At 41.6% G+C, this 23,662-nt stretch carries 16 protein-coding genes; 4 read left to right on the forward strand and 12 right to left on the reverse strand.

Annotated features, from left to right (window positions below; genetic code table 11):
* Positions 1-2: 2 nt before the first annotated feature.
* The 6 genes from I6J02_RS00655 to I6J02_RS00680 are packed head-to-tail and all read right to left on the reverse strand — an operon-like array spanning position 3 to position 9,164.
* A complete protein-coding gene (locus I6J02_RS00655; protein ID WP_236582238.1) occupies positions 3-1,511 on the reverse strand; it encodes an MBL fold metallo-hydrolase in 1,509 nt (502 codons plus the stop codon).
* On the reverse strand, positions 1,442-1,885 hold the full coding sequence (locus tag I6J02_RS00660; RefSeq protein ID WP_201679934.1) for a rhodanese-like domain-containing protein: 444 nt from the start codon (positions 1,883-1,885) through the stop codon (positions 1,442-1,444). The genes I6J02_RS00655 and I6J02_RS00660 overlap by 70 nt, the downstream gene beginning before the upstream one ends.
* Positions 1,866-3,344 (reverse strand): hypothetical protein, encoded by a 1,479-nt coding sequence (locus tag I6J02_RS00665; protein WP_201679935.1) that lies wholly within the window; start codon positions 3,342-3,344, stop codon positions 1,866-1,868. Before I6J02_RS00665 ends, I6J02_RS00660 begins: the two co-directional genes overlap by 20 nt.
* Positions 3,345-3,349: 5 nt before the next feature.
* Positions 3,350-4,681, reverse strand: a complete 1,332-nt coding sequence (locus I6J02_RS00670) for a beta-carotene 15,15'-monooxygenase (protein ID WP_201679936.1) — start codon at positions 4,679-4,681, stop codon at positions 3,350-3,352.
* A gap of 11 nt (positions 4,682-4,692) precedes the next feature.
* Positions 4,693-6,057 carry a RagB/SusD family nutrient uptake outer membrane protein gene (locus I6J02_RS00675; protein WP_201679937.1) on the reverse strand — a complete coding sequence of 455 codons (1,365 nt, stop codon included), beginning with the start codon at positions 6,055-6,057 and terminating at the stop codon, positions 4,693-4,695.
* A 41-nt stretch (positions 6,058-6,098) separates the two neighbouring features.
* Positions 6,099-9,164 carry a SusC/RagA family TonB-linked outer membrane protein gene (locus tag I6J02_RS00680; RefSeq protein ID WP_236582239.1) on the reverse strand — a complete coding sequence of 1,022 codons (3,066 nt, stop codon included), beginning with the start codon at positions 9,162-9,164 and terminating at the stop codon, positions 6,099-6,101.
* A gap of 678 nt (positions 9,165-9,842) precedes the next feature.
* On the opposite strand from I6J02_RS00680, the gene I6J02_RS00685 reads away from it, so the two are divergent.
* The 4 genes from I6J02_RS00685 (at position 9,843) to I6J02_RS00700 (ending at position 15,275) form a co-directional block, all read left to right on the forward strand.
* Positions 9,843-12,191, forward strand: a complete 2,349-nt coding sequence (locus I6J02_RS00685) for a TonB-dependent receptor (protein ID WP_201679938.1) — start codon at positions 9,843-9,845, stop codon at positions 12,189-12,191.
* Positions 12,192-12,193: 2 nt separating this feature from the next.
* Entirely contained in the window at positions 12,194-13,375 is a 1,182-nt protein-coding gene (locus I6J02_RS00690; protein WP_201679939.1) for a PepSY-associated TM helix domain-containing protein, read from the forward strand.
* Positions 13,376-14,147: 772 nt separating this feature from the next.
* On the forward strand, positions 14,148-14,681 hold the full coding sequence (locus tag I6J02_RS00695; protein ID WP_201679940.1) for a Crp/Fnr family transcriptional regulator: 534 nt from the start codon (positions 14,148-14,150) through the stop codon (positions 14,679-14,681).
* A 48-nt stretch (positions 14,682-14,729) separates the two neighbouring features.
* A complete protein-coding gene (locus tag I6J02_RS00700) occupies positions 14,730-15,275 on the forward strand; it encodes a DinB family protein (RefSeq protein ID WP_201679941.1) in 546 nt (181 codons plus the stop codon).
* Positions 15,276-15,283: 8 nt separating this feature from the next.
* Here I6J02_RS00700 and I6J02_RS00705 read toward each other — a convergent pair whose 3' ends face one another.
* The 6 genes from I6J02_RS00705 to I6J02_RS00730 form a co-directional block, all read right to left on the reverse strand.
* Positions 15,284-15,742, reverse strand: a complete 459-nt coding sequence (locus I6J02_RS00705; protein WP_201679942.1) for a hypothetical protein — start codon at positions 15,740-15,742, stop codon at positions 15,284-15,286.
* Positions 15,743-15,852: 110 nt separating this feature from the next.
* Positions 15,853-16,662 carry an endonuclease/exonuclease/phosphatase family protein gene (locus tag I6J02_RS00710; RefSeq protein WP_201679943.1) on the reverse strand — a complete coding sequence of 270 codons (810 nt, stop codon included), beginning with the start codon at positions 16,660-16,662 and terminating at the stop codon, positions 15,853-15,855.
* A gap of 2 nt (positions 16,663-16,664) precedes the next feature.
* On the reverse strand, positions 16,665-17,534 hold the full coding sequence (locus I6J02_RS00715; RefSeq protein WP_201679944.1) for an endonuclease/exonuclease/phosphatase family protein: 870 nt from the start codon (positions 17,532-17,534) through the stop codon (positions 16,665-16,667).
* 1 nt (position 17,535) lies between these two features.
* On the reverse strand, positions 17,536-19,128 hold the full coding sequence (locus I6J02_RS00720; RefSeq protein ID WP_201679945.1) for a RagB/SusD family nutrient uptake outer membrane protein: 1,593 nt from the start codon (positions 19,126-19,128) through the stop codon (positions 17,536-17,538).
* Between the two features lie 14 nt (positions 19,129-19,142).
* On the reverse strand, positions 19,143-22,412 hold the full coding sequence (locus tag I6J02_RS00725) for a TonB-dependent receptor (protein ID WP_201679946.1): 3,270 nt from the start codon (positions 22,410-22,412) through the stop codon (positions 19,143-19,145).
* Positions 22,413-22,486: 74 nt separating this feature from the next.
* Entirely contained in the window at positions 22,487-23,536 is a 1,050-nt protein-coding gene (locus tag I6J02_RS00730) for a FecR family protein (RefSeq protein ID WP_201679947.1), read from the reverse strand.
* Positions 23,537-23,662: the final 126 nt, after the last annotated feature.

The following is a 23,662-nucleotide window of genomic DNA, read 5'->3' on the forward strand; positions in this document are numbered from 1 at the left end:
AGTTATTGAGGTTTTGTATTCTTAATAGCCGGTCCAAAATCGTAGACAACTGTATTTTGCCAGGCTTTCCGCAACAAACTTGAACCTATAGCAGACCGGTATCCGGAAGCACAATGAACTACAATAGGTTTATCCGTTTGAATTTCAGCGATACGCTTCCGCAAATCAGGCAAAGGGATATTGATCGCATGCTTAAAAATACGGTTTTTACGGACTTCATTTTCGTTTCGGACATCAATAATGTAATAATTTTCCGGATGTGCGGTTACATCGTTTACCACGATGGATGGAGGACCTTCCAGCTGACGGTCATACCGCAATGCCCCTGAAACCTGTCCCTCATACCCGATCTTGGCGATCTGCCGAAGTCTTTGCTGCAAACGATCTTCATTTTCAGCCAACAGATAAAACTGTTCACCAGGTAGTATAACTGTACCCAGCCAGGTTTCAAACTTACCTTCCCCCGGTATCAGGATAGCATTTTTAACATAAGATGAGGCCGTATATTTCTGAGGCCTTGTATCCAGAATCAACGTATCCTCCGGAAGTGCAGCATTAGCAGACAGTATTTTTATAGCTGACAAACGTTCCTCCAGATTCGAAGCCCCCTTCAGATTAAGATGCACATCAAATGTAAAGTATGCAGGGACAAACCCAAGATCTGCCAATATCCAGGAGACAAATTCTTCTTCGCTACGAATTTTAAAAGCCGGATTGTGGAGGCGTTCATGACCGATTGTACCGGATGTAGCATCACTGATGCCCGATGCGCACAACGATCCGGCTCCATGTGCCGGATACAGATCAAGCTGATCATCCAAAGGAATCAGTTTGTTTTGAACCGTATGATACATATCCCGTGCAAGTTGCTCCCGGGCACTGTGCGGATCTCCGTCTGTATCCCGCAAATCCGGCCGCCCCACATTTCCGAAAAGCAACGTGTCACCAGAGAACAGCGCCCTATCTTTTTTTTGATCGACCAGAACCAAAGAGATACTCTCAGGAGAATGTCCGGGAGTATCCAGCACACACAGATATACCTGGCTGTTTAAAGCGATACGATCACCTTCCCGCAAAGGCTTATGCGCAAACTGTGCCTTACATCCGTCACCTACATATACCGGAATCCGAAGGCGACGCTGCAACTCAGCATGTCCACTCACGAAATCTGCATGCGGGTGTGTTTCTATAACAGCAATGATATGCAGGTTATTTGCTTCTGCAAAATCCACATAAGGTTGTATATCTCTCGCAGGATCTATCAGCAAAATAGATGTATCGTCATATACGGCATAAGAAAATTGAGCCAGTCCTTCATCCGTAAACTGATGCACATGGTAGTTCTTATTTGCTTTACGTATTCCCGCAGCTATACTTCTTGCCGGGAAGCAGAACAGCCCAACTCCAAGAATGCCTGCTTTTACAAAACGTCTTCTATGCATCAGTGATCTCCTTTCCCTTTCGTACTTTCCGGTGTATCCTTCTTCAGATGATATCCCTTTTCTTCCCATTCCTTTATTCCTCCGCTGAGATTGATGACTTCCTTAAATCCCAGACTGATCAACCGGTCCGCAGCCTGACGGCTTCTGTTTCCGCTTCTGCAGTACAGGTATACAGGCCGGTCTTTCTCCAGCTTTTGTATCCCTTGTTCAAAAGCAGTGCTATCTTTCCAGTTTAACAAAATTGATCCCGCAATAGCGCCTTCTTTATATTCAGCAGGAGTGCGTACATCAATAAGCTGAATTGCACTGTCGGCAAGTAATGCCGCTTTAAAATGTTCCGCATCCCGGTTTCCATTTTGCTGTGCATGTACTGAATATGGGATAAGCAGCCAGAGAAAGAATAACCCGGCAGCATATATCCGTCTAATTATCATGTTGTCCATAGCTGTAAACATTATTATGCGTATACCATCCTTTTCCTATGGGATGCTGTTCCTTTTGTCTGGTCAAAACCACACGTAGAGAATCTTTATCATTAATCTTACCGGCTAATCTGATACCTCCGTCCGGTAATCTGTCATACTGCCAGCGTAGAATATGCAGACTGTCCCTCCATGCGGTCTGATATTTTGCTTTCAAATCCATACGTATATCACTGCGTTCCCGCACCAGTTCTTTTGCGAACTTTTGGTTTTTGTCTACCAGATACAAGTAATTGGCCGTGCTGTCTATTTCATAATAGAGATACCGCTTACCTCCTGCCCTGCCGGTAAATTCATAATCCTTAAAGAGATCTGTAGCTTTAGGAGTACCGTTATCCAGATTAATAGGATATGCCTTATTGACCGTATAGACCAAAGTAGAATACCGCTCGAAAACAGCATCATGCCAGCGTACAGAATCCAACGGATCATAAGGCAGTATTTTTCCATTAAGATCAAAACTTGAAATGTGATAATATCCTGCAGCATCTGCCAGTCCCGGCACTATCGGTTCCTTTAGTTTGCCCTCATTGTAATGCATTTCATAACGCTTATATCCGTAGTAAAAAAGAAACAACAGAATAAACAGATACTTACTTCCTGTATAAAATAACCTGCGTCCGGCAGTATCCCATTGAGGCGTATAATAATGGGGCTGAAAATCCTGCCTTTTGATAAACACCTGCCATATGCCCGGAATATATTGCAACAACACAAACAGCGAAAGAACAACAAAATACCCGCTGTACAGATGCACAGCTCCGTCATAAGCCAGATTTGCGTGTGCTATATTATACAGCACACCGGCATTAATAATGGCACCCAATGCAGTCGTTCTTCTGAAAAACATTAATACTCCGGCTCCAATCTCCAGAAAGCCCAGAAATATCTGATACCACAGCGAAAGTCCTACTGCCTGCCAGTATAATTTGAATGGAGCATAATCGCCAAATGCAGTATGCAGATTGGCTTCCGAAGGAAAGGGCATCTGCATCGGATATAATTTCAGATATCCAAAAGCTATAATTCCGATTGCAATACGGTAACGGGCCAGCACGCGCAGCCAGTAGTATCCTTTCGAAATAGGAAAAGGTGCAGACTTACGGGTTAACCAGGCCCAAAGGTAAGCCCCCGCAATTGCAATCAAAGCCGTAAGTCCCCATGAAGTAAAAGAGAGGAGTCCCCATTTGCCGCTCTCTCCAGATATCTCGATCAGCCCCGGACGAAATCCGGCTACAGATGACAGAACCTCATAGAAAGATTTGCTTTTGAACAAGTGGGCATACCATTCATATTTTACAGGAATAATAAAGAGCAGAATAAATATAAAGAAGAATCGGAAGATAATATTTCTACCCGAATCCCATCGGTCTATGGACGTTTTCACATATCCCTGTTCGATAATAGCGCTTTGTGTCATAGCTGTTAATAGATTTTTATAGGATGACGACGACCCTTATAGAGTAAATATTCTTTTGGAGTGCGTTGCAAGGTAATTCGGAGAGAATCCTGAGAAGCAGACACACCGGACAGAATGAGCTGATCCTTTCCGTGTCGCTCCACCTGAAAGACATACCGATCATCTTTCACAATCTTATTCTGTAATTCAATACGACGCCCCCCATCTCTGATTTCGTATCGGTAAAAATGACGTCCACCGTTACCCAGGTGTTCGAAATTGCGTAAACTATCAGGCTGATAAACAATTTTGGGACGCAGACTATCTATGACTGCCGGATTATTGTTGCGGACACTCAGCGTATTCCAGTTTTCAAACACCACATTTCTCCATCGCTTATCATTATCTAAAGAATAGACTATTGTATCTCCGTTCAGAACAAAATGACTGACATTATAATAGCCTGCAGCATCTGCCAGTCCTGTCTCTTCGGGATAAGGATAGCGCTCATAAGACCATATCCGGTATATACCTCCTGTCAATACCAGAGCAAACACAAGCACAGCTATTTTCAACCCGCTCCTATACTTCTGAACCCGGGCACTGTATACGGGTTCAAAAGTATCTGCAACTGTATATTTTTCCTGAAAAAGCAAGGTGTAAAGTCTGGGAAGATCGTACCATAAAATAGCAAAGGACAACAACAGTAAAAAAGAGCTATAGACTTGCTCCCCTATTCCGTATGCGTAATTTGCCAATACAATATTAAGCAACAGACAAAGCGCTATTGCAGCACCTATAGCGGTCGTTTTTCTGAACAATAACAAAACTGCCGCAACAATTTCCACCAGACCCAGTGCAGGTACATATCCCGCAGAGCTGACAGATGTACTCAGAAAATATATTTTCCAGGGTAAAAAGTCACCATAATCTGTATGCAGATCACTCAGAGTGGGCAGTGGCAGCAAAACCGGAAACAACTTAACAATACCCGTAGCCAATAAAGCTATGGCCAACCGATACCGTAACAAGACCCTTAATATATAATACAAGCGATCTGAAGCTACTTCCCGTTTATACAGAATCTGCACGAATACCGCACCAGCCAACGCAACCGCAAGCGCAATTATCCAGTTAAGATAGCCCTCCAGTTGAAGTCCGACATGCTGATCTTCCGAGAAGAACGAAGTATGATATGTAGCGAGTTGATAAAAACTCTCAATGCTCAGTAACTTACGGCTTATGTCCGCAAAGAGTACCGGATTGAAGGGAATACTCAACAGGCCAAAAAATATAAAGGCTGCAAACAGAGCAAAGACCTGGCCTTTGCTCCATGAATCATGTTGTGATTTACTCATCCTGACAACGACTATTCATATCCGGGATTCTGTACAAGATCTGCATCGACTTCCACATCATTGTATGGGATAGGAAATATCCACTTCCGCTGATCCGTAACACCTAATACCGTCGATGCACGACCTGTCCGAACCAGGTCAAACCAACGCTGAGGTTCGAGTACAAACTCTGCTCTCCGCTCCTGTTCAATATCAGTCAGCAGCGTTTCCTTGTTTGAAAGTACTTTGACACTGACATTCGCACGCCGGCGTACAGCATTCAGATCTGAAAGTGCGCCTTCCAGATTAGGAGTTGTACTTTTTGCACGTGCTTCTGCCCGTATCAGATATTGTTCCGCTAACCGAAGTATATAAGTCGGATTATCTCCCGAGGAGCGCCAGTATAGCTTCTGAATAAAATAATTGCGTATGGTAGCCGTAGAATTGTCTGTAATCAATGCTTTACGGTCTCCTCCTACATTTGCCTGCTGTAAAAACTGATACACCTCAGGTCCTGGACCATACTGGTTGCGGTAACTGAGACTCGACCAGGAGCCGAAATGTGCACTTTGATCAGCCGCTGAAAAAGCCAGTTCAAAGACCGATTCCTTTGTATTAAGTCCGCTCAGAATAGTCTGCCAGGGCACCAGTTCATAATTCGTATTATCAATTACTTTTGTTGCATATTCAATTGCCTTATCCCAATTTTCCTGATACAGATACACCTTTGCTTTCAGCGCATAGACGGTATTCTTAGTGACGCGATTCCGGTCTACAGTGGCAGGCAAAAGAGTTTCTGCCTGATCCAGATCTTTCAATACCTGTGCATATACCGTTTTTTGATCACTTTGTTTCACACCGCTGAAATCAGACGGAGATTTGGTCGCCTGCAATACGACCGGGATATTACCCCATGCTTTTGCCAGATCAAAGAAGGCTAACGCACGCAGGAAATATGCCTCTCCTGTAAATTTATTTCTTGCATCTGCAGTAATAGATTCACCACTCAGGGCAGCTACTTTCTCAATCACATTATTGGCACCATTCACGACCTTATATATATCGTACCATACATTATTAATCAAGGTATTATCTGGACGGTATTCGTGTACCGGAAAAGCATTGTAATAATTGAGTGTTCCTACCCAGATATGATCACCACCGGAGAGATAGGCCATAGCTGCATAACCGTCACCACCATAATACAGGCGCGATTGCAAGGCACTGTAAACTCCCAAAACAGCCGTTTCTGCCGTATTTTGATCGACCACAATAGCATTGCCGGAAATAGATTGTGTGGGATCAACATTCAGAAAATAATCAGAGCAGCTACTAAATCCGGATAACAATGTCGTTCCCAGAAGCAGGTATATTATATATTGATATTGTGTTTTCATTTTAAAAATATTTATGATCAAATCGTAGAAAAATCCGTTGATTATAAAGTAAGATTGACGCCAAACTGATATACACGGGCATGTGGAGGCATAGAGAAATCCAGTCCTTGTACAGTCGCTCCAGCCTGACTTTGTGCTACATTTACCTCCGGATCAGGTCCGCTGTAACCTGTAAACGTCAGGAGATTCGTAGCATTGAAATATAATCCCAGCTTTTTGATAACAGTTTGCTTTCCAAGCAGAGCAGTCGGAAAAGTATAGCCTATATTGATATATTTCAACCGGATAAAGGAAGCATCTTCCAGAAAGCGGCTGCTTTCATAATTATGATTGTAACTTCCGTCTGGATTTTGCAACGTTGTAATACGCGGAATATCCGTCACATCACCCGGTTCCTGCCAACTGCGAAGCATGCTTGACAACATGGACCAGGAAGTCCCTCTGCTCCCTGCGTGTTCCTGAAAATAACGGTTCATGTTAAACACCTTATTTCCCTGAGAAAAGTAGAAGTTAAATGCAAATGAAAAATTCTTATAGCTCAGCTGATTGGTCAGGCTTCCGTAAAAGGCTGGCCAGGCGTCCCCTACGATCTGACGGTCATCTACCGTAATTTTTCCGTCACCGGTACGGGAGTCATCGTATACCGCATTTCCAGTCTGTGTATCTACATACAATTGTTTATACAGCCAGAATGAATACAATGGATATCCCTCTTCTATCCGTACCCAGTCTCTGTTATATTGGGTAAAAGATTTGGATAATTTCTCAACCTTATTTTTGTTGTGTGAGATATTGAATGTAGTATTCCATTGAAAATGATCATTGGTAATATTCAGGGTCTTCAGTTCAATTTCAAATCCCTTATTACTGATTTCTCCGAAATTCTGGTAAGAAGAGCTGAACCCTGTCTTTGCCGGAGTCGGCACTTCCAGCAGCAGATCTTTGGTATATTTATTATAAAGATCCACATTCAGACTTACACGTCTGTCAAACAAAGAAGTTTCCAGTCCTACATTCCACTGCCGGGTAGTTTCCCATTTCAGATTTTCATTACCAAGCTGTGTAGGCGCTACTCCTGGTTTATCCAGATAGTTGTTACCGCCAGTCCAGAGCAGCTGAGAGGAGAAGTCCGGAATACCCTGATTACCGGTCCATCCGATACTACCTTTCAACTGTAACGTATTGACAAATGAAAGATTCTGACGTAAAAAATCCTCTTTCGCTATATTCCATGCTGCACCCACAGAAGGAAATGTCGCCCAGCGATTATTAGCTCCGAATCTGGAAGATGCATCTGTACGTACATTCGCATCTAAGCTATACCGATCTTTGAATGTATAGTTGACACCTCCAAAATAGGAGATCAGCCCGTTATATAATCTTCCTGTGGCAGAAGCCGTAGTCACCGCTGCTGAAGATATAGTTGTAAACTGCGTACTTGGATAATTGGTTCCTGTCAGCGAGGCACGGCTTATAAACCCACGTTGTAATGTATTTCCCAGGAAAACAGAAAGAAAGTGTTCTTTATCGGATAACGGAATATAATTCAGCAACTGTTCTGCTACCCATGTTGTTTCAGTCGAAAGCACATCGCGTCCGCTTCCGTTAGTAGCCAGCCCCTGATTAAGATTCGCATTGTAATAGATGACTTCATTGTAAGAATTATCATCCAGACTGAAAGACGATTTAAAACTCAGGTTTTTAAGAATATTCCATTTTGCAAATACATTACCGATCAGGTGTTTGCCATACGCATGACTATTGCTATTTTCCAGCAATACGTACGGATTATTGAATCGTTCTCCTCTGTTGTAAGTTCCGTCAGCATTAAATAATGGTGTCAAAGTGGGTGTATGCAAACCGGTGTTAGTAATACCTCCGGTATCCCCTGTCGGTACAGTCTCACGTTCAGTACTGCTGTAGGCTATACTTGTTCCTATAGAAAGAGCCGAACTGATCTGATGATCCAGGTTGGTACGGAAGGAAAGACGGTTAAAATCCTGCAACTTGAGGATAGATGGCTGTTTAGTAAATTCTCCGCTCAGAAAGAAAGAAGTCTTCTCTCCTCCACCAGCTACAGATAGGTTGTGCGTAGTCTGTACCGGATCACGAAAAATAAGACTCAACCTGTCAAAAGTACCCTGATCCTCCGGATTACCGGCTCCGCCTTCACTCAGCGGGCGGTAAGGGCGTGTTTCATAACTCTTCCCATCATTGATCCACTGCTGATTCAGAATGGAAGCATGCTCCGGTCCTGTTACCAGGCTCCACACCTTAGGCGTAGTGGCCTTGCCGATTACAGAGTTAAGATTGATACGGGTAGCTGCATTGCGTTTTCCTCTTTTTGTAGTGACAATAATAACTCCGTTTGCACCACGGGAGCCATACATAGCCGTAGCATTCGCATCTTTGAATACTTCAATAGATTCGATATCTGCAGGATTGATATCGGCCAGAGGATTGATATTCTGCCCTCCTGCATTTACATTCTGCAGGGATCTGCTATTGATAAATACACCGTCAATAACGTACAGCGGATCATTATTTGCATTGATAGAAGTTGCTCCGCGCAGCCTCACTAATGCCGAACCGCCCTCCACACCGGAAGCAGAAGCAATCTGCAAACCCGGAGCAAGCCCCTGTATCTTTTCACTTAGACTAACGCCTCCCTGAAATTCCAGAGCCTTGCCTTTAACCTCGGTGATTGCACCTGTTTCGGAAGAACGACGCTTTTGCGCATACCCGACAACAACGACCTCATCCAGTTGATCCTGATTTTGAGATAAGACAATAACTGCGGGTGAAGACCGAATCACTACTGTACGCTTAGTATATCCGACTACACTGACAATCACAGTTGCAGGAAGTTTCTGACCTGTGACCAGTTTAAAATTTCCAAGTTCATCCGTCTGTACCTGATGCGTTACAGCCTCAAGCTGTACTGTAGCTCCCGGTATAGGATTGCGTGTCAGCGAATCAATCACCTTGCCGGCGATCGAAGCATTGATCAATGGAGTAGATTGACCATATGCAGTGACATGGATTCCACAAAGGAAAACCATGCAAAGAAGTGTACTAAAAACACGGTTTCTAGTATTATTTTTCATATTTTTGATTGGTTTTAATATAAAATTTCAATAACAAGCCACAACGCCAATTGAACACTTGTTGTTGATAGGAGACCATCAGGGAGGTAGTCAATACTTCCCTGTTTTTTTGAATATAGCTATCCAATGATGCCTCTGAAGACACCTTAGATCATGCCAGTAAACGATGGAAAAAATTAGTGCATTAACACATGCACATCGGGCTGCACATTCGCAATACAGGGTTAAGGAATAACGTAGAGAATGAGGTAAAGGTTTGTGTTTTCATGTTCTTAGATAAAGGTAAATTTTAATTCATTTTGCTGTGTCTTGAAATGTTACTGAACACTGCAGGCTTGAACTACAGGAGGTCAGAAACACTGTTCAATATTTAAATAGTCATAATACAAGTACAAACATACAATAAAATCTACTAAATCAATAGACTTTATTAATTATTTTTAATTAACCCTGTTTTCAGCGGTCTTTTGAGGACTTTTAGGGATTTGAAATTTTCTTGGAATAAGCTATATCCGACCTATATTCCTTTCAGATAAAAATCCGCTGTTAAAGAGCTTTTCACAGAAATAGCTGACTTTCCATTCCTAATTATTTCAAAATTAATGTTGCAACATACTCCTTAATATCATACTTTTACAGCTTTATTTAAATTAAGTCCAAATAAGAACATATTTAAAAATGTCCCTTCCCCTATCCAAACTACAAGTCAGATTTTTCAGATACAGTCTGCTTTGCTTGGTGATCTTTCAACTAAATCACACTTTTGCTCAAGCACAATCCATACAACTTCTTGTCCGGGATGAAAGTAATCGTCCGCTTCCGCATGCCACAGTATACCTCAACAAAAAAGCCACAGGATCTACTGCCCGGGACGGCTCATTTAACATTCCTGTACAATCTTCCAATACACTTCAGCTGACCATCTCTTCGCTCGGATATCAAACTTATACAGGTATTTTACGCACAGATACACTTTCGAATCCTTTTATTGTCGTATTGAAAGACAGCAGATCACTCGATGAGGTAGTTGTCACTGCAGGTAGAAAAGCAGAAAGCATAGATGAAATACCATCTTCTGTATCTATTCTGACCCGTAAGGAAATAGAGACACAGATCAATATCACGTCCAATTTAGCTTCTATACTTGGCAATACGATACCGGGATTGGGAACATCCAACAACAAATCAACTAATTCGGGACAGACTCTGCGGGGACGCGCAGTATTGGTGCTGATTGACGGGATCCCTCAGTCTACTCCATTGATGAATGGCAGTCGCGATCTCCGAACCATAGATCCCAGTGTAATCGAGCGTATTGAAGTAATCAAGGGGGCAACCTCTATATATGGTAACGGATCCGGTGGAGGTATCATTAATTACATCACCAAGAAGAACACTGATAATGTACCTTTCTCCGGACAGACATTCGCAGGAACGTCCTTCAATCCGGTACATCCGGGTCAGACGATGGGCTATCGCTTTGCACAAATGTTTTCAGGCAGGAGCAACAAATTCAGTTATACGGTAAGCGGATCTGCAGATTATACAGGCCTGCAACGGGATGGAAAAGGCCTTCCTATCGGACAGCAGGATGGTATGTCTAATTCTTATCAGTACAATGCTTTTATCAAACTGGGATACGACCTGGACAGTAATACTTCCATAAGTGCGTTCTACAATCTGTACAACAGTACACAACATACACGCTATATCAATCAGGCTGGTGTATACGGAGAATCTCCTGCCATCGGTGTGCGTGGAGAAGAACCCGGTGAAAATGCCGGCACTCCATACAACCACAATATTATGGTAAACCTGACAAAGCGTAATATTTTCGGGCACACACAACTGGATCTCAGCGGATATTACAATTCATTCAGCTCCATGAACAGATATGTACCTTCGGGAACAGCATGGTACGGACCAGGACAGACAAAGATCAACTCCGAGAAAAAAGGAGTCCGAATTAATCTCAACACTCCTTTCCGTATCGGAAATATCCCGACAGAAGTAACATATGGACTGGATTTACTGAATGATGTCACAAATCAAAACCTGACAGATGGCAGAATTTATATTCCGGATATGAATATGGTTAACTTTGCACCATACGCGCAATTGAAAATGGATGTACTGGAAAACCTGATTTTTAAAGGTGGGGTACGCTACGAAAATGCAACTGTCAAGATAAAAGATTTCAGTACTATTGCAACCGGGCCTGATGGTCAGGGAAGCATAGCTGTATCAGGAGGAAAGATTCCCTACAAAGCGACTATGTTTAATGCCGGCCTGCGCTATACGAAATATGACATTTTTAATCCTTTTGTGAGTTTCTCTCAGGGTTTTGCTATCAATGAACTCGGGCGTATACTCCGTCGTGCAAAAGCAAATACATTAGATCAGCTGGAGACAGACCCTATTATTACCAATAACTATGAGGTAGGATTTTCAAGTCAGTATAACTGGCTTCATTTATCAGCGGCCTACTACATCAGTACATCCAAACTTGGAGTCAATCTGGTAGATGTGGGTGGTTTTCTGATGGCACAACGTGAACCTGAAAATGTAAAAGGATATGAACTTGCTGCAGAAGCAAGGCTTTCACCGCAATGGACACTGGGAGCAAACTATGCTTTTGTAGAAGGGAAAGCCAAATTTGACGACGGACGCAAAGTATATCTCAACGGATCTCGTATAGCTCCTCCCAAAGCCACAGCTTATGTATATTACAGACCGGCTTCACAATGGAATCTCCAACTATTTTGGGTACACACTGGTTCAAGAGACCGCTTTCCTCTCAATGACAAAGGAAAATATAACAACAGTGAAGGCCCGATCAAACCTGTAGACTTATTCAATCTGTCCGCAGCATACACGATCAATACCAAATGGAGTTTGGGTATGGGTGTAGAAAATCTTTTCAACACGACTTATTACCCGACAGTCAGCCAATATCGCGCCATAGACGCCGAATATGCCAGAGGGAATGGTATGCAGGCAAATATTAATGTCCATTACAAATTTTAATTATGTTGCGTTCAGCAGTTCTGTGGATACATAAATGGATGGGAATTCTTAGTGGCATAGTGGTACTGTCTTTGGGTATTACCGGATGCCTCTATGTCTTTCAGGAAGAATTGAAACTGCTTTTCTATCCACAGAAATATTTCTTAGAAAAGAAACATAATGATGCACCTATGCCACTGAGCACGCTTATTGCCCATGCTCAGGCGGCATTACCGCCGTCACACCGTATCACGCGTGCAGATCTCTATCCTGATCCGTCCCGTACCTGGGTATTCAGAGCATCCAAAACAAATGAAAATGCATTTGGGCACTGGAATTATTACAGTTACTATGACCGTGTATTTGTGAATCCCTATACCGGAGCAGTCACAGCAGTAGAAGATTCGAAGAATGAATTCTTTCAGCTGGTTCTCCAAATGCACATGAATCTCTTACTGGGAAAAAAATATGGACATCCGATAGTTGGCTATTCTACCGCAGTATTTGTACTGTTGCTGATCAGCGGACTCATCCTGTGGTGGCCGAAAAGATGGAAAGGAAAAACATTAAAACGCAGCATATGGATAGATCGGAAGGCCAAATGGAAAAGACTGAACTATGATCTCCATAATGTACTTGGGTTTTACAGTCTTTTTATCGGACTCATAATAGGTATAACAGGATTGGTATTTGCATTTCCGGCGTTTGAGAAATCCTATGTAAACTTTTTCAATCATCTGGGGAAGAATGAAATTAAACAGAATAAGCCAACTTATCCCCTTGTGTCCGGACCACAAGCCTCAGCAATGGATAAAGCACTCCACTTTGCAATCAAAACATATCCAACCGCGGATATAATGTCTTTGCGTCTTCGTAATGAGGCAGACAAACCTGTGGACATACAGATCCGATTACAAAAAGATAAAACAAGCAGGTTCAAATGGTATTATTTTGATGCTGTGACAGCACAGATCGTCAATATAAAGAGTGATGACAATCTCTCGGGAGGAGAGAAACTGCGCTCCATGAATTATGATCTTCATGTGGGAAGCATAGGTGGTTTACCAACTAAAATTCTGGCCTTCTTTATTTCTCTGTTCTGCGCCACTTTACCTGTTACAGGATATATTCTTTGGTGGCAGAAATCTTCCAAATCCAACAAAAAATCCAAACGCAAAACAACGAGACACAGACTACCTGCCTGACAGTTAGCTAAGGTACGCGTGCGGTTGAGCCGGCTCAATGTTTCCCGTGATACACCCAGGTACTAAGCAAATAATGTTTTGGAGACCCGTTGGAATAATTTAGGATATTCAGACAGTAAGAGATCATACTTTTCAGCAGCAAATGTTTACTGTGGTTAAGAGAACTGTAAACAGAATAACGGATTTAAAAAAAGTCTCGTATCGTTATTCTTTCTACAAAATTCCGAATAGCTTTTCAAATCAACATGTGACCTATATCACAACTTTTAATTGCTCATTCCCCAAATTATTGACCATAAATTGAAAAAATCCAAAAATTTAGAGACAAACACACCAAAAAAAACTATAAACTACACAATAAACACAAAAAATATATTAAAAACAGAATAAAAAATCATCAAAAAATAAAAAACAAAGGATTTTAAATTTAAAAACACATCAATTTTTATTAAAATCAATAAAAAATTCAAAATATCATTATTTTTTTGATGTAAAATTTGCAATTTAAAATATAATTACTACCTTTACAGCTCCTCATATTACAATTTATAATTGGTTATTAAAAGGTTTTCATTCTCCCCCGTTTGAAAACCTTTTTATTTTCGAAATAAAATAGCATATCCAGTTTAAAAAACACTAAAACACTAAAAAAAGAAATAGAATATATCCAACACACATTCATTTAAAACAAAAACTAAATCAAAATCTCATTTTTTAATCTAATTGGATACTTTTACGTTATAAATACTTACTATTTCCAGCACTTTGACACATGAAAGTAGATAACATAGCAAATAAACTAAAGAATGCTAATCTGTTTGATAAGACTGTTATTCTCCGGCGTCATGAATTTCTCTGCTTAAAAGACGCTATTGACCAGCATATATACTGGATAGACAGTGGCGGTCTGCGTATTTTTATGATGGATGGCGAAGAAGAGCGAAATATCAGATTTGGATATTCCGATAATTTAATTGTTTCATTAGATTCATTTTTATCGGGAAATCCGACCGATTTCTATATTCAGGCCATCCGAAAAACCACAGTCAGAATAGCAAACAAATCATCTTTACAACAGTTTATACAATCTGCCCCGGATAACTTCATCCTGTGGAATCAGATATTGGAAGATTTGATATTACAACAGGTAGAACGGGAAAAGGATATTCTGATCAGTTCTCCGCGGGAGCGATACGAGCGTATATTAAAAAGAAGTCCCCGTTTATTTCAGGAGATTCCGAACAAGTACATTGCCAACTACCTGCGCATGAGTCCGGAAACATTATCCAGACTTCAGAAATCTTGATTTCAGTCAAGATTTTTTTAATCCGAAAAGAGGAGCTTTGAACAAGATATGAAAATAGAATCCTCCACATTGATTAATGATCTGATTGAGTTGACCACTCAACATATAGCATTGGCGCAACAGCTGCAACATAATTCTCCTGAGAAACTCAACAAACGACCCTATGAGGGATCCTGGAGTACGCTGGAATGCATTGAACATCTCAACAGGTATGCAGACTTTTATCTTCCGGAAATTGAACTACGCATAAAATCCAGCACTGCCCCTTCCCGAAAAATTTTTCAAAGCGGCCTGCTTGGTAATTATTTCGCAAATACTATGCTGCCCAAAAGTAAACTCAATAAGATGAAGACTTTTAAAAAAATGAATCCTATCGGAAGTCAGCTTACTGCAGATGTGATCCGTATATTTATCCTGCAACAGCAGCGTCTCATCCAGATTCTGAACACCGCAAGACAAGCTGATCTTCAAAAAATAAAAACAAGCATCAGCATTTCCCGATGGATTAAGATCAGACTTGGAGACACCTTCAGGATACTGATCTACCACAATGAAAGACATATGCAACAGATCAAAAGAATAGGGATATTGTAATTAACAAACTATTTCCAGTTTTCTAATCTCCACCCTTCCTCCAGTCGTTCTTTTAAATAAGTATCGTTCCAAACTCCGCTTGGGGACAATTTCACATGCTCTTCATCCAAGTCTTTTACTTCAATAAAACTATTGTCTTTCCTATTTGAAATAATCCAATAATTCTTTTTAAAATAATGTCCAGCTCTTTCATAAAGAGGTAATTCAAAACAATAAGGAAGTGAAATGTATCCAATCAAATTGATAATTTTTCGTCTGAGTGCAGCCTTTACCGGAAACCGGATATAGAAAAATCCATCTTCATAAATAGCATTTGACAAAGGTGGTAACTTATCAAATAAGGTATAAGTAACTTTTATCATCTCCACATCATTTCGTTTATCTTCCGGCAGATTCACTAATTGAAAAAGCGCAACTCCTTTATCCGTGGTTAAGCTGTAAACATTGCCTAATTGTACCTTCTTCATTTTTATTAAAATATATAAGTTGCCTATTGTAATAAAGATAAAAAAACAGAGTCTGTTCTTCAACAGACTCTGCTTTTTTAATATAATAAAGAATAATCTTTACCCTTTTCTTAGTAATTATATATCGCCACTACAGGAAGGTGATCTGAAGCATAACTCCCTGTAAGTGCAACTGCTGATAACAAACTATACTGCTGAACAGCAAGCTTATTAGAAGCAACAAAATCTATTGCCTTTGTCGGATTACGTACAGGAAAAGAATTGGGACAACCATTGACACAGGACAAGGTATATTGTTTACGCAATTCGGTCAATTCTACCGAATTACTTTCAGCGTTATAATCTCCGCCAATCATAATCGGTTTATTGAGCTGCACACTCAGTTCATTGAGAAAAGTTGCCTGTGCTGTACGGTTAGGAACATTCAGATCCAGATGAGTAGACGCAAACTCCAGCGTTTTTCCATTTCCCAGATCTATTGTTGCCATTGCCACGGTTCTTTTCTCTCCGGCAGTTGGCATAGGAAGTTCTAGTCTCCTTGTGTTTGAGATCGGAAATTTACTCAATATAGCAACTCCATATTCACCTCCGTTATAATCTAATGATTTAGAAAAATAATAGTTCATATTCAATAGCTCCGCTAATTTCTTTGCCTGATCTACTTTACCTGAACGAGGCACATTGACATCCACCTCCTGCAAAGCAACGAGATCCGGATTTTTCTGTTTGATGGTGTTTGCGATATTTTCCAGATTGACAACCTCCGAGTTTTCCGGTGCTCCGTGATGGATGTTATACGTGATAACCGTCAGTTTACTTTTTTCTGTTTTCGGCTCTGGGATTTCCTTCTGATCGCTGGAACAGGCCAGTGATGCAATACTGACAAAGCAGGTAAGCATCAAAATTTTAAGTTTATTCATAATTATTGTTCGATTTTTAGTTTAAAAGAAGCGGTCATCGGCAGGAAAGTATTTGCAGATTTCGGAAAGGCCAGATAGTTGGACAAAGCCAGTTTCCCGCCTGCACCTTTGAAAGTGATATAATCATATATACCAGTAGGACTGGCTTTCGGTGAATTCATCGGACAGCCTGCACCCAGACAGGCAAAAGTGAATGAGCCTTTTAAGTAGCTAAGCACTTGCCCGTTCGCACTCTCCTGCTCATTAAAATTACCCACCAGGATCACAGGTTCAGTAATCTTTTCTGTCATATTCAGGAGATCTACTACCTGCAGATTTCGGTTGTTCACGACAGAAGGATCCAGCTCTGTGCCTGCAAAATAAACATCATGACCTTTCTCTACTTCTACACGGATCATCACCGCACTACGCAGTTCCGCCGTATTACCATCTTCACGTCTCAGGATTTGTGCAACCTTTTCTTTGATCGGAAATTTGGAAAGAACTGCATTCCCGAACCCTCCGGTCTGGTAATCAAAGTTCTTTTTAAAAAACACTTCCATACCCAATGAATCTGCCATAACCTGAGGTCTGTTGACCTTCTCTACCCGTGTTGTCGCACTATCTATCTGCCTCAGAAACAACAGGTCCGGATTATACTCTTTGATATAGGTGATCATGTTCGCAAAGTCAGGAATCGTACTGAGACGCATATTGACAGACATCACTTTCAATGTTTTTGTCGGAGCATTACTTCCCGAATCTATAGGATTAGGGGTTTCTTTTTCCGGCAGAATATCCCAGTCTCCTGCACTGTAGGACTTACGACAGGAAGAAAGAGAAACTAATATAAAAAGGCTAAGTAAGCCATATAATATCGTGTTGCTTTTCATATTAATAATTTGGATTTTGAACTATATTAGGATTAGCAATAATTTCATTTTCCGGGATCGGCCACAGTCCTTCACGGGATCTGTTATACTTGCGGGTCTGTACTTTTACCAGCTCCCCGGTTGTAGGGTTGGTCGCTCCGTACACCTCACCATTCAATACTTCTGTATCAATATCCCACCTTCGTATATCAAAATAGCGTCCCCCTTCAAATGCAAGTTCCGACTGTCTCTCTCTTCGGATAAGCTCTCTCATTCTGGCCTGCGAATTATAAAGTCCCGTATTGATCGCAGGCATAGCTGCTCTGGAGCGCACTTCATTGATGTATTTGGTAACATCAGCATGATTCCACTCGCCAGATTCAATAAGCGCTTCGGAATAATTCAATAAAATTTCAGCATAGCGAATGATCATAAAATCCAGACTGCCACTCTTAGACTGTCTGTCGCGGGCGTCCACATATTTCTTAATCCAGTATCCTGTAGCCGTAGACTTGGTCTCTCCTATCTTATCACTCGGGTTATAAAACGGATCTAACGTATACTGCCCCTGAAAACTTTCATACGGCACAAATACCGAAGCACGCAACCTCGGATCTCTGTTGTTATTAAAATTCGGATTCTTCTGATAGACCAGCATAGAATCACGACCCAATTCCTGAATAGTCTTTCCTTGTCTGGTTTCGTAGTTATCTATCACTTTATTTGTAGGTGAAAGATAGGTCTCACCCCCTATACCAAAAGGAGCAAATGTAGTCCATGCATTGCTGCATCCGTTCTCCTTAAAGAATATACGTTCATCATTAAGTTCACCCGCATAGCTAAATAATTCACTATAGCTTGCCGATCTGTTTGTGTTATTAATCCAGAGCTTATAAACGCCCGATTCAATTACTTTTTTGGATGCTGTCTTTGCCAGTTCAAAATCCTTTTTGATCAACCCCAATCGGGAGAGCAGAGACCAGCAGACACCGCTTGTCATACGCCAGCGGTCGGCATTGACATAAGAGGAAGGCAAATTTTCGGCACAGTATTTCAATTCACTGACGACAAATTCATAAACCTTTTGTTCTGCTGTACGGGGTTGGGTATTTTCTTCGGGAGTAAGCGAACGCTCCAGTAACGGAATATCTCCGAAAAGCAGCATCAGTTCCATATGATAATAAGCTCTCAGCGCTCTTGCTTCCAGTTTCATTCTATCTTTCAGTGTAGCGTCCATATATACACGGTCTACATTTTCAAGAAACCGGTTTGCTCTTCTCACACAGATGTAGTCATCCTGCCAGATAGAATTGGCCACTCCCCATCTGCTGGTTGCCAGTCCACGGGTAAAACTGTCGTAATCTCCTTTAAAATCACCCCGATGCACGGCTTCATCCGTCAGACCGGCATAGTACATAATATTACGCCCGGATGATCCTCCCGGAATACCGACATATACGGAAGCTATAGCATTGTACGCATCGGTTTCTGTATTCCACCATTGCTCATCCGTCACACCCGTAGGGCTATCAATGGTCAGAAAACTTTCGCATGAAGTCTGCATCAAAGACAGAGACAACATACTGTAAACTAAATATTTAATATTATTTTTCATTTCAGGTTTTCAGATTAAAAATTAACAGTTAGACCCAGAGAAAATGTTTTCATAATAGCATAGGTATAAGAACCTCCCTGAGATTCGGGATCCGCCATTTTTACATCTGTAAAAATAAACGGGTTCTGCACGTTCATATAGATACGGCTCGATTTGATACCATATTTATTCATAAAAGCAGGATTCAGTCTGTAACCTAGCTGAATGAATTTGACACGCATATACCGCGCATTGAATAACCAGAAATCACTGCGTAACACATTCGTAGCCGGATTGGCTAACAAACGCGGAAAGATGGCATCCTGATTATTTTCGCGCCAGGTATTGGCTGCTCTGTACGTTGTAGGAACCCCTCCGGAAGCACTCATATTAAGAGGATGCCATAAATATCCGGCAGACTTCCCTCCCAGATTGCCGGAATAATCATGATCACCGGTACCCTGTAGCAGAAATTCCAGATCCAGATTTTTATACCGGAAATTAAAATTTGCAAAATAATTGATACGCGGTGTCGGATCACCTATAATCTGCTGATCATTCTCATCGATGATACCATCACCGTTAAGATCAATATACTTGATATCTCCAGGCCCCTGCCCGGCAACAACAGGCACTTTGGCTGTTGTCTTGTCTGCTTCAAAGTCTGAATACTGCAGAATTCCATTGGAAGCATAGCCGTAATAACTTTTGATACTGGATCCTTTTTCATTGATCTCTATACCGCTGATATAAGGTCCTCCAAGCAGATCAGTGATCTTATTTTTATTATACGTAATACCGGGGCGGACTGAAAAGTCAAAATCCTGACTTAGCTTACCGTTATAATTCAATGAAAGTTCTAACCCCTTATTCGTTACCTCACCGGCATTCAGCGGAGCAGAGCCTATAGCTCCTGAAGGTGCTACGGAAGGATACAGGATAACATCTGAAGTTTTCTTGTCGTAGTAATCAAAAGTCAGGCTTAGTTTATTCTGAAACAAAGCCATATCCAGACCGATATCCAGAATATTTACTTTCTCCCATGAAATATCCGGATTACCCCATACACTTTCCGTTCCGTTGCTGGTATTGATCAGATTCTGATAGCGGTACAGTCCTATATTCTCGTTCCCAAGCTGACCATAAGAAGCTCGGATTTTAAAATTGCTGATCGCCTCTACATTGAAGAACGATTCATTATGCACATTCCAGCCGAATGCAACAGAAGGGAAATAACCGTATTTATTTTTAGGACCGAATTTGGATGAGCCGTCTGCACGGAAAGAGGCTTCCAGCAGATAGCGATCTGCATAAGCATAGTTGACTTTAGCATAAGAAGATACCAAAGCTGAAGAATTCCAGTATCCGTTGTTGAATTTTTCCATAGAAAAACCACCCATCGCAAAAAGATTGTGTTTGCCAAAATTCTTACTGTAATCTACAGCACCACTGAGGTAATAATAGGTGTCCCGTACTTCAGAATACGCATCACGCTGAACAGCCCAGGTCTGTACAAGTTGCTTGGTATAGTAATCAAAGAAATAATAATTATCCCTGTTTTGTTTATATACATCACTGTTGAGCCGGTAGCTGAATTGTCCCCTGATATTCAGATCATTAGTAATAGACCATTTTGGCTGAAGGTTGATCGTAGCCTGATCATACTGATAACCTATACTTCCCCCAACTTCCGAATAAGCAATCGGATTGACAATATCTGCATAGCGTCCATAAATAGTTGGCCAGCCTTCTTCCTGAGGATATTTAGGCAAGACTGTAGGCGGAAGTCTGTACAGATCATCCAGCAAACGGCTGCCCCCGTTCGAAATGGGCCGGTTAGGATACATCGTATTCCGACGGATCCCCAACACATCCAGATTAATAAGAAATCTTTTGGACAAGGATACCGACGTATTCGCACGTATATTAAAACGGTCCATCTTATTCTGCGGGATCATCCCCTGCTGATTCATATAATTACCTGTCACCGCAAATCTTGCTACATCATTTCCCCCACTCACGGACAGTGAATGTGACGTCAGCGGTGAGTATTCATCTATCAGCTCCTTTGTCCAGTTGGTATTCGGATAATTGACCGGATCATCTCCGGCTTCTGTCTTGGCAATCTGATCGTCAGAATAAAATACCTGTCCGCCAGAGGCCACCTGTGCGTAGTTATACATGCGCATATAGGTCGGAGCATCGACAAATTCAGGCAATACTGTTGGTGTCTGCATCCCCAGGTATCCGTCATATAAAATATTGATCTGACCAGCCTTACCCCGTTTGGTCGTTACCAGAATAACACCGTTGGCTGCTCTTGCGCCATATATAGCTGCTGCCGCAGCATCTTTCAGAATAGTTACACTTTCAATAGTTACCGGATCGATATGATTCATATCCATAGGCACCCCATCGACCAGCACCAGCGGATCGGAGTTATTCAAAGTAGAGATACCTCTGATCTTTATACTGGCTGCATCTCCTCCCGGAAGACCGGATCCTTGTTGTACCTGCAGTCCTGTCACACCACCTTGTAATGACTGAGAAAGATTGGTAATAGGCTTACCTTCAATACTGGACTTGATATCCAGGCTGGCTACAGAACTTGCAATATGCTTGCGCTGCATTTCTGTCATTCCCACCACCACTACTTCTTCCAGATCTGAGACATTCTCCGATAGAGAAATGGTCAGGTTATTTTCAGTCTTGTTGACAGGAACCTGTTTGCTATGGTATCCCACCATACTGAAGACTAAGGTCGCACCTTTAGGCACTTCCAGTTCGTAGTATCCACCTTCATCGGTATGCACACCTTGACTTCCGCCCAGTACAGCGACAGAGACGGATGACAGTGCCTGCGGAGGTTCTCCGCTGTTAAATACGCGGCCTTTGATGCGGATCATTTCCTGCGATCGGGTTTCGGTTGCTACGGTGCGGCTTACAGCAGACGGAACCAGTGTAATCTGATTGCCACTGATTGTATAATCCAGGCCGTACTTGGGTAGTTCCCGTTTCAGGAGCTCCCGCAGATCTACCTGATTCGCCTGTACAGATATCCGCTTATTTTCGATAAGGTGATCGTTGTAGAGTAAAGCCACATTAGTCTGATCCTGAATAGATTGCAGAAAGACTTTAAAGGTAACATTACTCAGTTTTAAAGACACCCGCTGTGAATAGGCATTGGCAGCAAATGTCATAAAAAGTAAAGTAGTCAAGAGGGAGGTAACTTTCATATAATAGTAGAATTTGACATCAAAATGCCCCCACCCGGCCATTTGTTGCCAGGATTGCTTTTTTTTCATAATTTTAGTACGATTTTAACTGTTTAAGATCAATAAATGTGATAAGGGGGAGTAGCAGCTCCTCCTTATTCTTCTTATTTAGTAGATTTAGGTTTTCTTATAGTCACCTCCTTTTCTTTTAATATTATCTGATAATCTCTGAGTTCGTAAATATTCTTCAATACAGCAACCACATCTTCCCGTAAATCCAGACGCCCGGAGTATGAAAGATCTATATTGTCCAGTACAGGATCAGCATCTATAGATACATTATACAGACGTTCTATTTTCCGGAAGAGATCCTGCAGTCTGATCTTGTTCAGTGATATTTGTTTTTTGGTCCAAAGAATATCCTGCGCCACACCTGACTTATCAATCACCACACGGCTTGGATTTTCATATGCAGCAATCCGCTGTCCCGGACTCATAGCTATTTTTTCAAAACCTTTGTTATTACTGTGAAACAAGACCTTTCCGGTGATCAGCTCCACAGTAGTCTGCTGATCTCGCTCATAACTATTGATGTTAAATGAAGTACCGACGACTTCTACCGTATGTCCTTTCATCTGCACAAAAAATGGTTTTCCTGTATGTGTCACATCAAAATAGGCTTCCCCGTTAAGGTAAACCCGACGTTCTTTACCGCTCATATTCTTATCCATTGTGAGGTAAGACCCGGCATTCAGCCAGACTCTGGTACCATCTGTCAATGTTACTTCCTGCCGGTGTCCGTTCGGAACATAAATCGTAGTGTAAGAAGCTGCTGACTCATCAGACAAATCCAGCATACTATCCGCTGCATAGGAAACATCTCCGGACAGCAGACCGGGATCATTGGTAATGGGTGAAATAAAAATTTTAGATTTGACAATCTGAATCTGATCTGCAGACTCAAATTGCTTCTGATTAAATTCTGCAACCTTAGAGAGGTCGAACGAGCTGTCCTCAGCCCGGGGATAGAAAATAAAAAGTGATCCGATTAATAAGACACAGGCTGCAGTGAGCATCAGGTATACCGAACGATGTCTCTTTTGCCGTCCACGACGGATTACAGATGCCATTAATTCTGCTCTTTCCGGATCTGTCAGCTGTTCGCTTTCCGGCAGATCAAATATTTTCTTTAACTGATTTCTATGCTTTTCCAAATGCTGTATTTCCCCCTTTATATACAAAGAGCAAAAAAGTACAGCCGCATAGACATTTTATTTTAAATTTTTCTGAATAAATTTTTCAATCAATTCTCTTATACTTTTTAACGAGACTCCAGTGTT

Origin of the sequence: Sphingobacterium spiritivorum (assembly GCF_016725325.1) — a bacterium.
GTDB lineage: Bacteria > Bacteroidota > Bacteroidia > Sphingobacteriales > Sphingobacteriaceae > Sphingobacterium.

Excerpts from the sequence above, each read along its gene's own strand:
- I6J02_RS00655 (WP_236582238.1), bottom strand. The coding sequence starts at position 1,511 with ATGGGAAGAAAAGGGATATCATCTGAAGAAGGATACACCGGAAAGTAC.
- I6J02_RS00660 (WP_201679934.1), bottom strand. The coding sequence starts at position 1,885 with ATGGACAACATGATAATTAGACGGATATATGCTGCCGGGTTATTCTTT.
- I6J02_RS00665 (WP_201679935.1), bottom strand. The coding sequence starts at position 3,344 with ATGACACAAAGCGCTATTATCGAACAGGGATATGTGAAAACGTCCATA.
- I6J02_RS00670 (WP_201679936.1), bottom strand. The coding sequence starts at position 4,681 with ATGAGTAAATCACAACATGATTCATGGAGCAAAGGCCAGGTCTTTGCT.
- I6J02_RS00675 (WP_201679937.1), bottom strand. The coding sequence starts at position 6,057 with ATGAAAACACAATATCAATATATAATATACCTGCTTCTGGGAACGACA.
- I6J02_RS00680 (WP_236582239.1), bottom strand. The coding sequence starts at position 9,164 with ATGAAAAATAATACTAGAAACCGTGTTTTTAGTACACTTCTTTGCATG.
- I6J02_RS00685 (WP_201679938.1), top strand. The coding sequence starts at position 9,843 with ATGTCCCTTCCCCTATCCAAACTACAAGTCAGATTTTTCAGATACAGT.
- I6J02_RS00690 (WP_201679939.1), top strand. The coding sequence starts at position 12,194 with ATGTTGCGTTCAGCAGTTCTGTGGATACATAAATGGATGGGAATTCTT.
- I6J02_RS00695 (WP_201679940.1), top strand. The coding sequence starts at position 14,148 with ATGAAAGTAGATAACATAGCAAATAAACTAAAGAATGCTAATCTGTTT.
- I6J02_RS00700 (WP_201679941.1), top strand. The coding sequence starts at position 14,730 with ATGAAAATAGAATCCTCCACATTGATTAATGATCTGATTGAGTTGACC.
- I6J02_RS00705 (WP_201679942.1), bottom strand. The coding sequence starts at position 15,742 with ATGAAGAAGGTACAATTAGGCAATGTTTACAGCTTAACCACGGATAAA.
- I6J02_RS00710 (WP_201679943.1), bottom strand. The coding sequence starts at position 16,662 with ATGAATAAACTTAAAATTTTGATGCTTACCTGCTTTGTCAGTATTGCA.
- I6J02_RS00715 (WP_201679944.1), bottom strand. The coding sequence starts at position 17,534 with ATGAAAAGCAACACGATATTATATGGCTTACTTAGCCTTTTTATATTA.
- I6J02_RS00720 (WP_201679945.1), bottom strand. The coding sequence starts at position 19,128 with ATGAAAAATAATATTAAATATTTAGTTTACAGTATGTTGTCTCTGTCT.
- I6J02_RS00725 (WP_201679946.1), bottom strand. The coding sequence starts at position 22,412 with ATGAAAAAAAAGCAATCCTGGCAACAAATGGCCGGGTGGGGGCATTTT.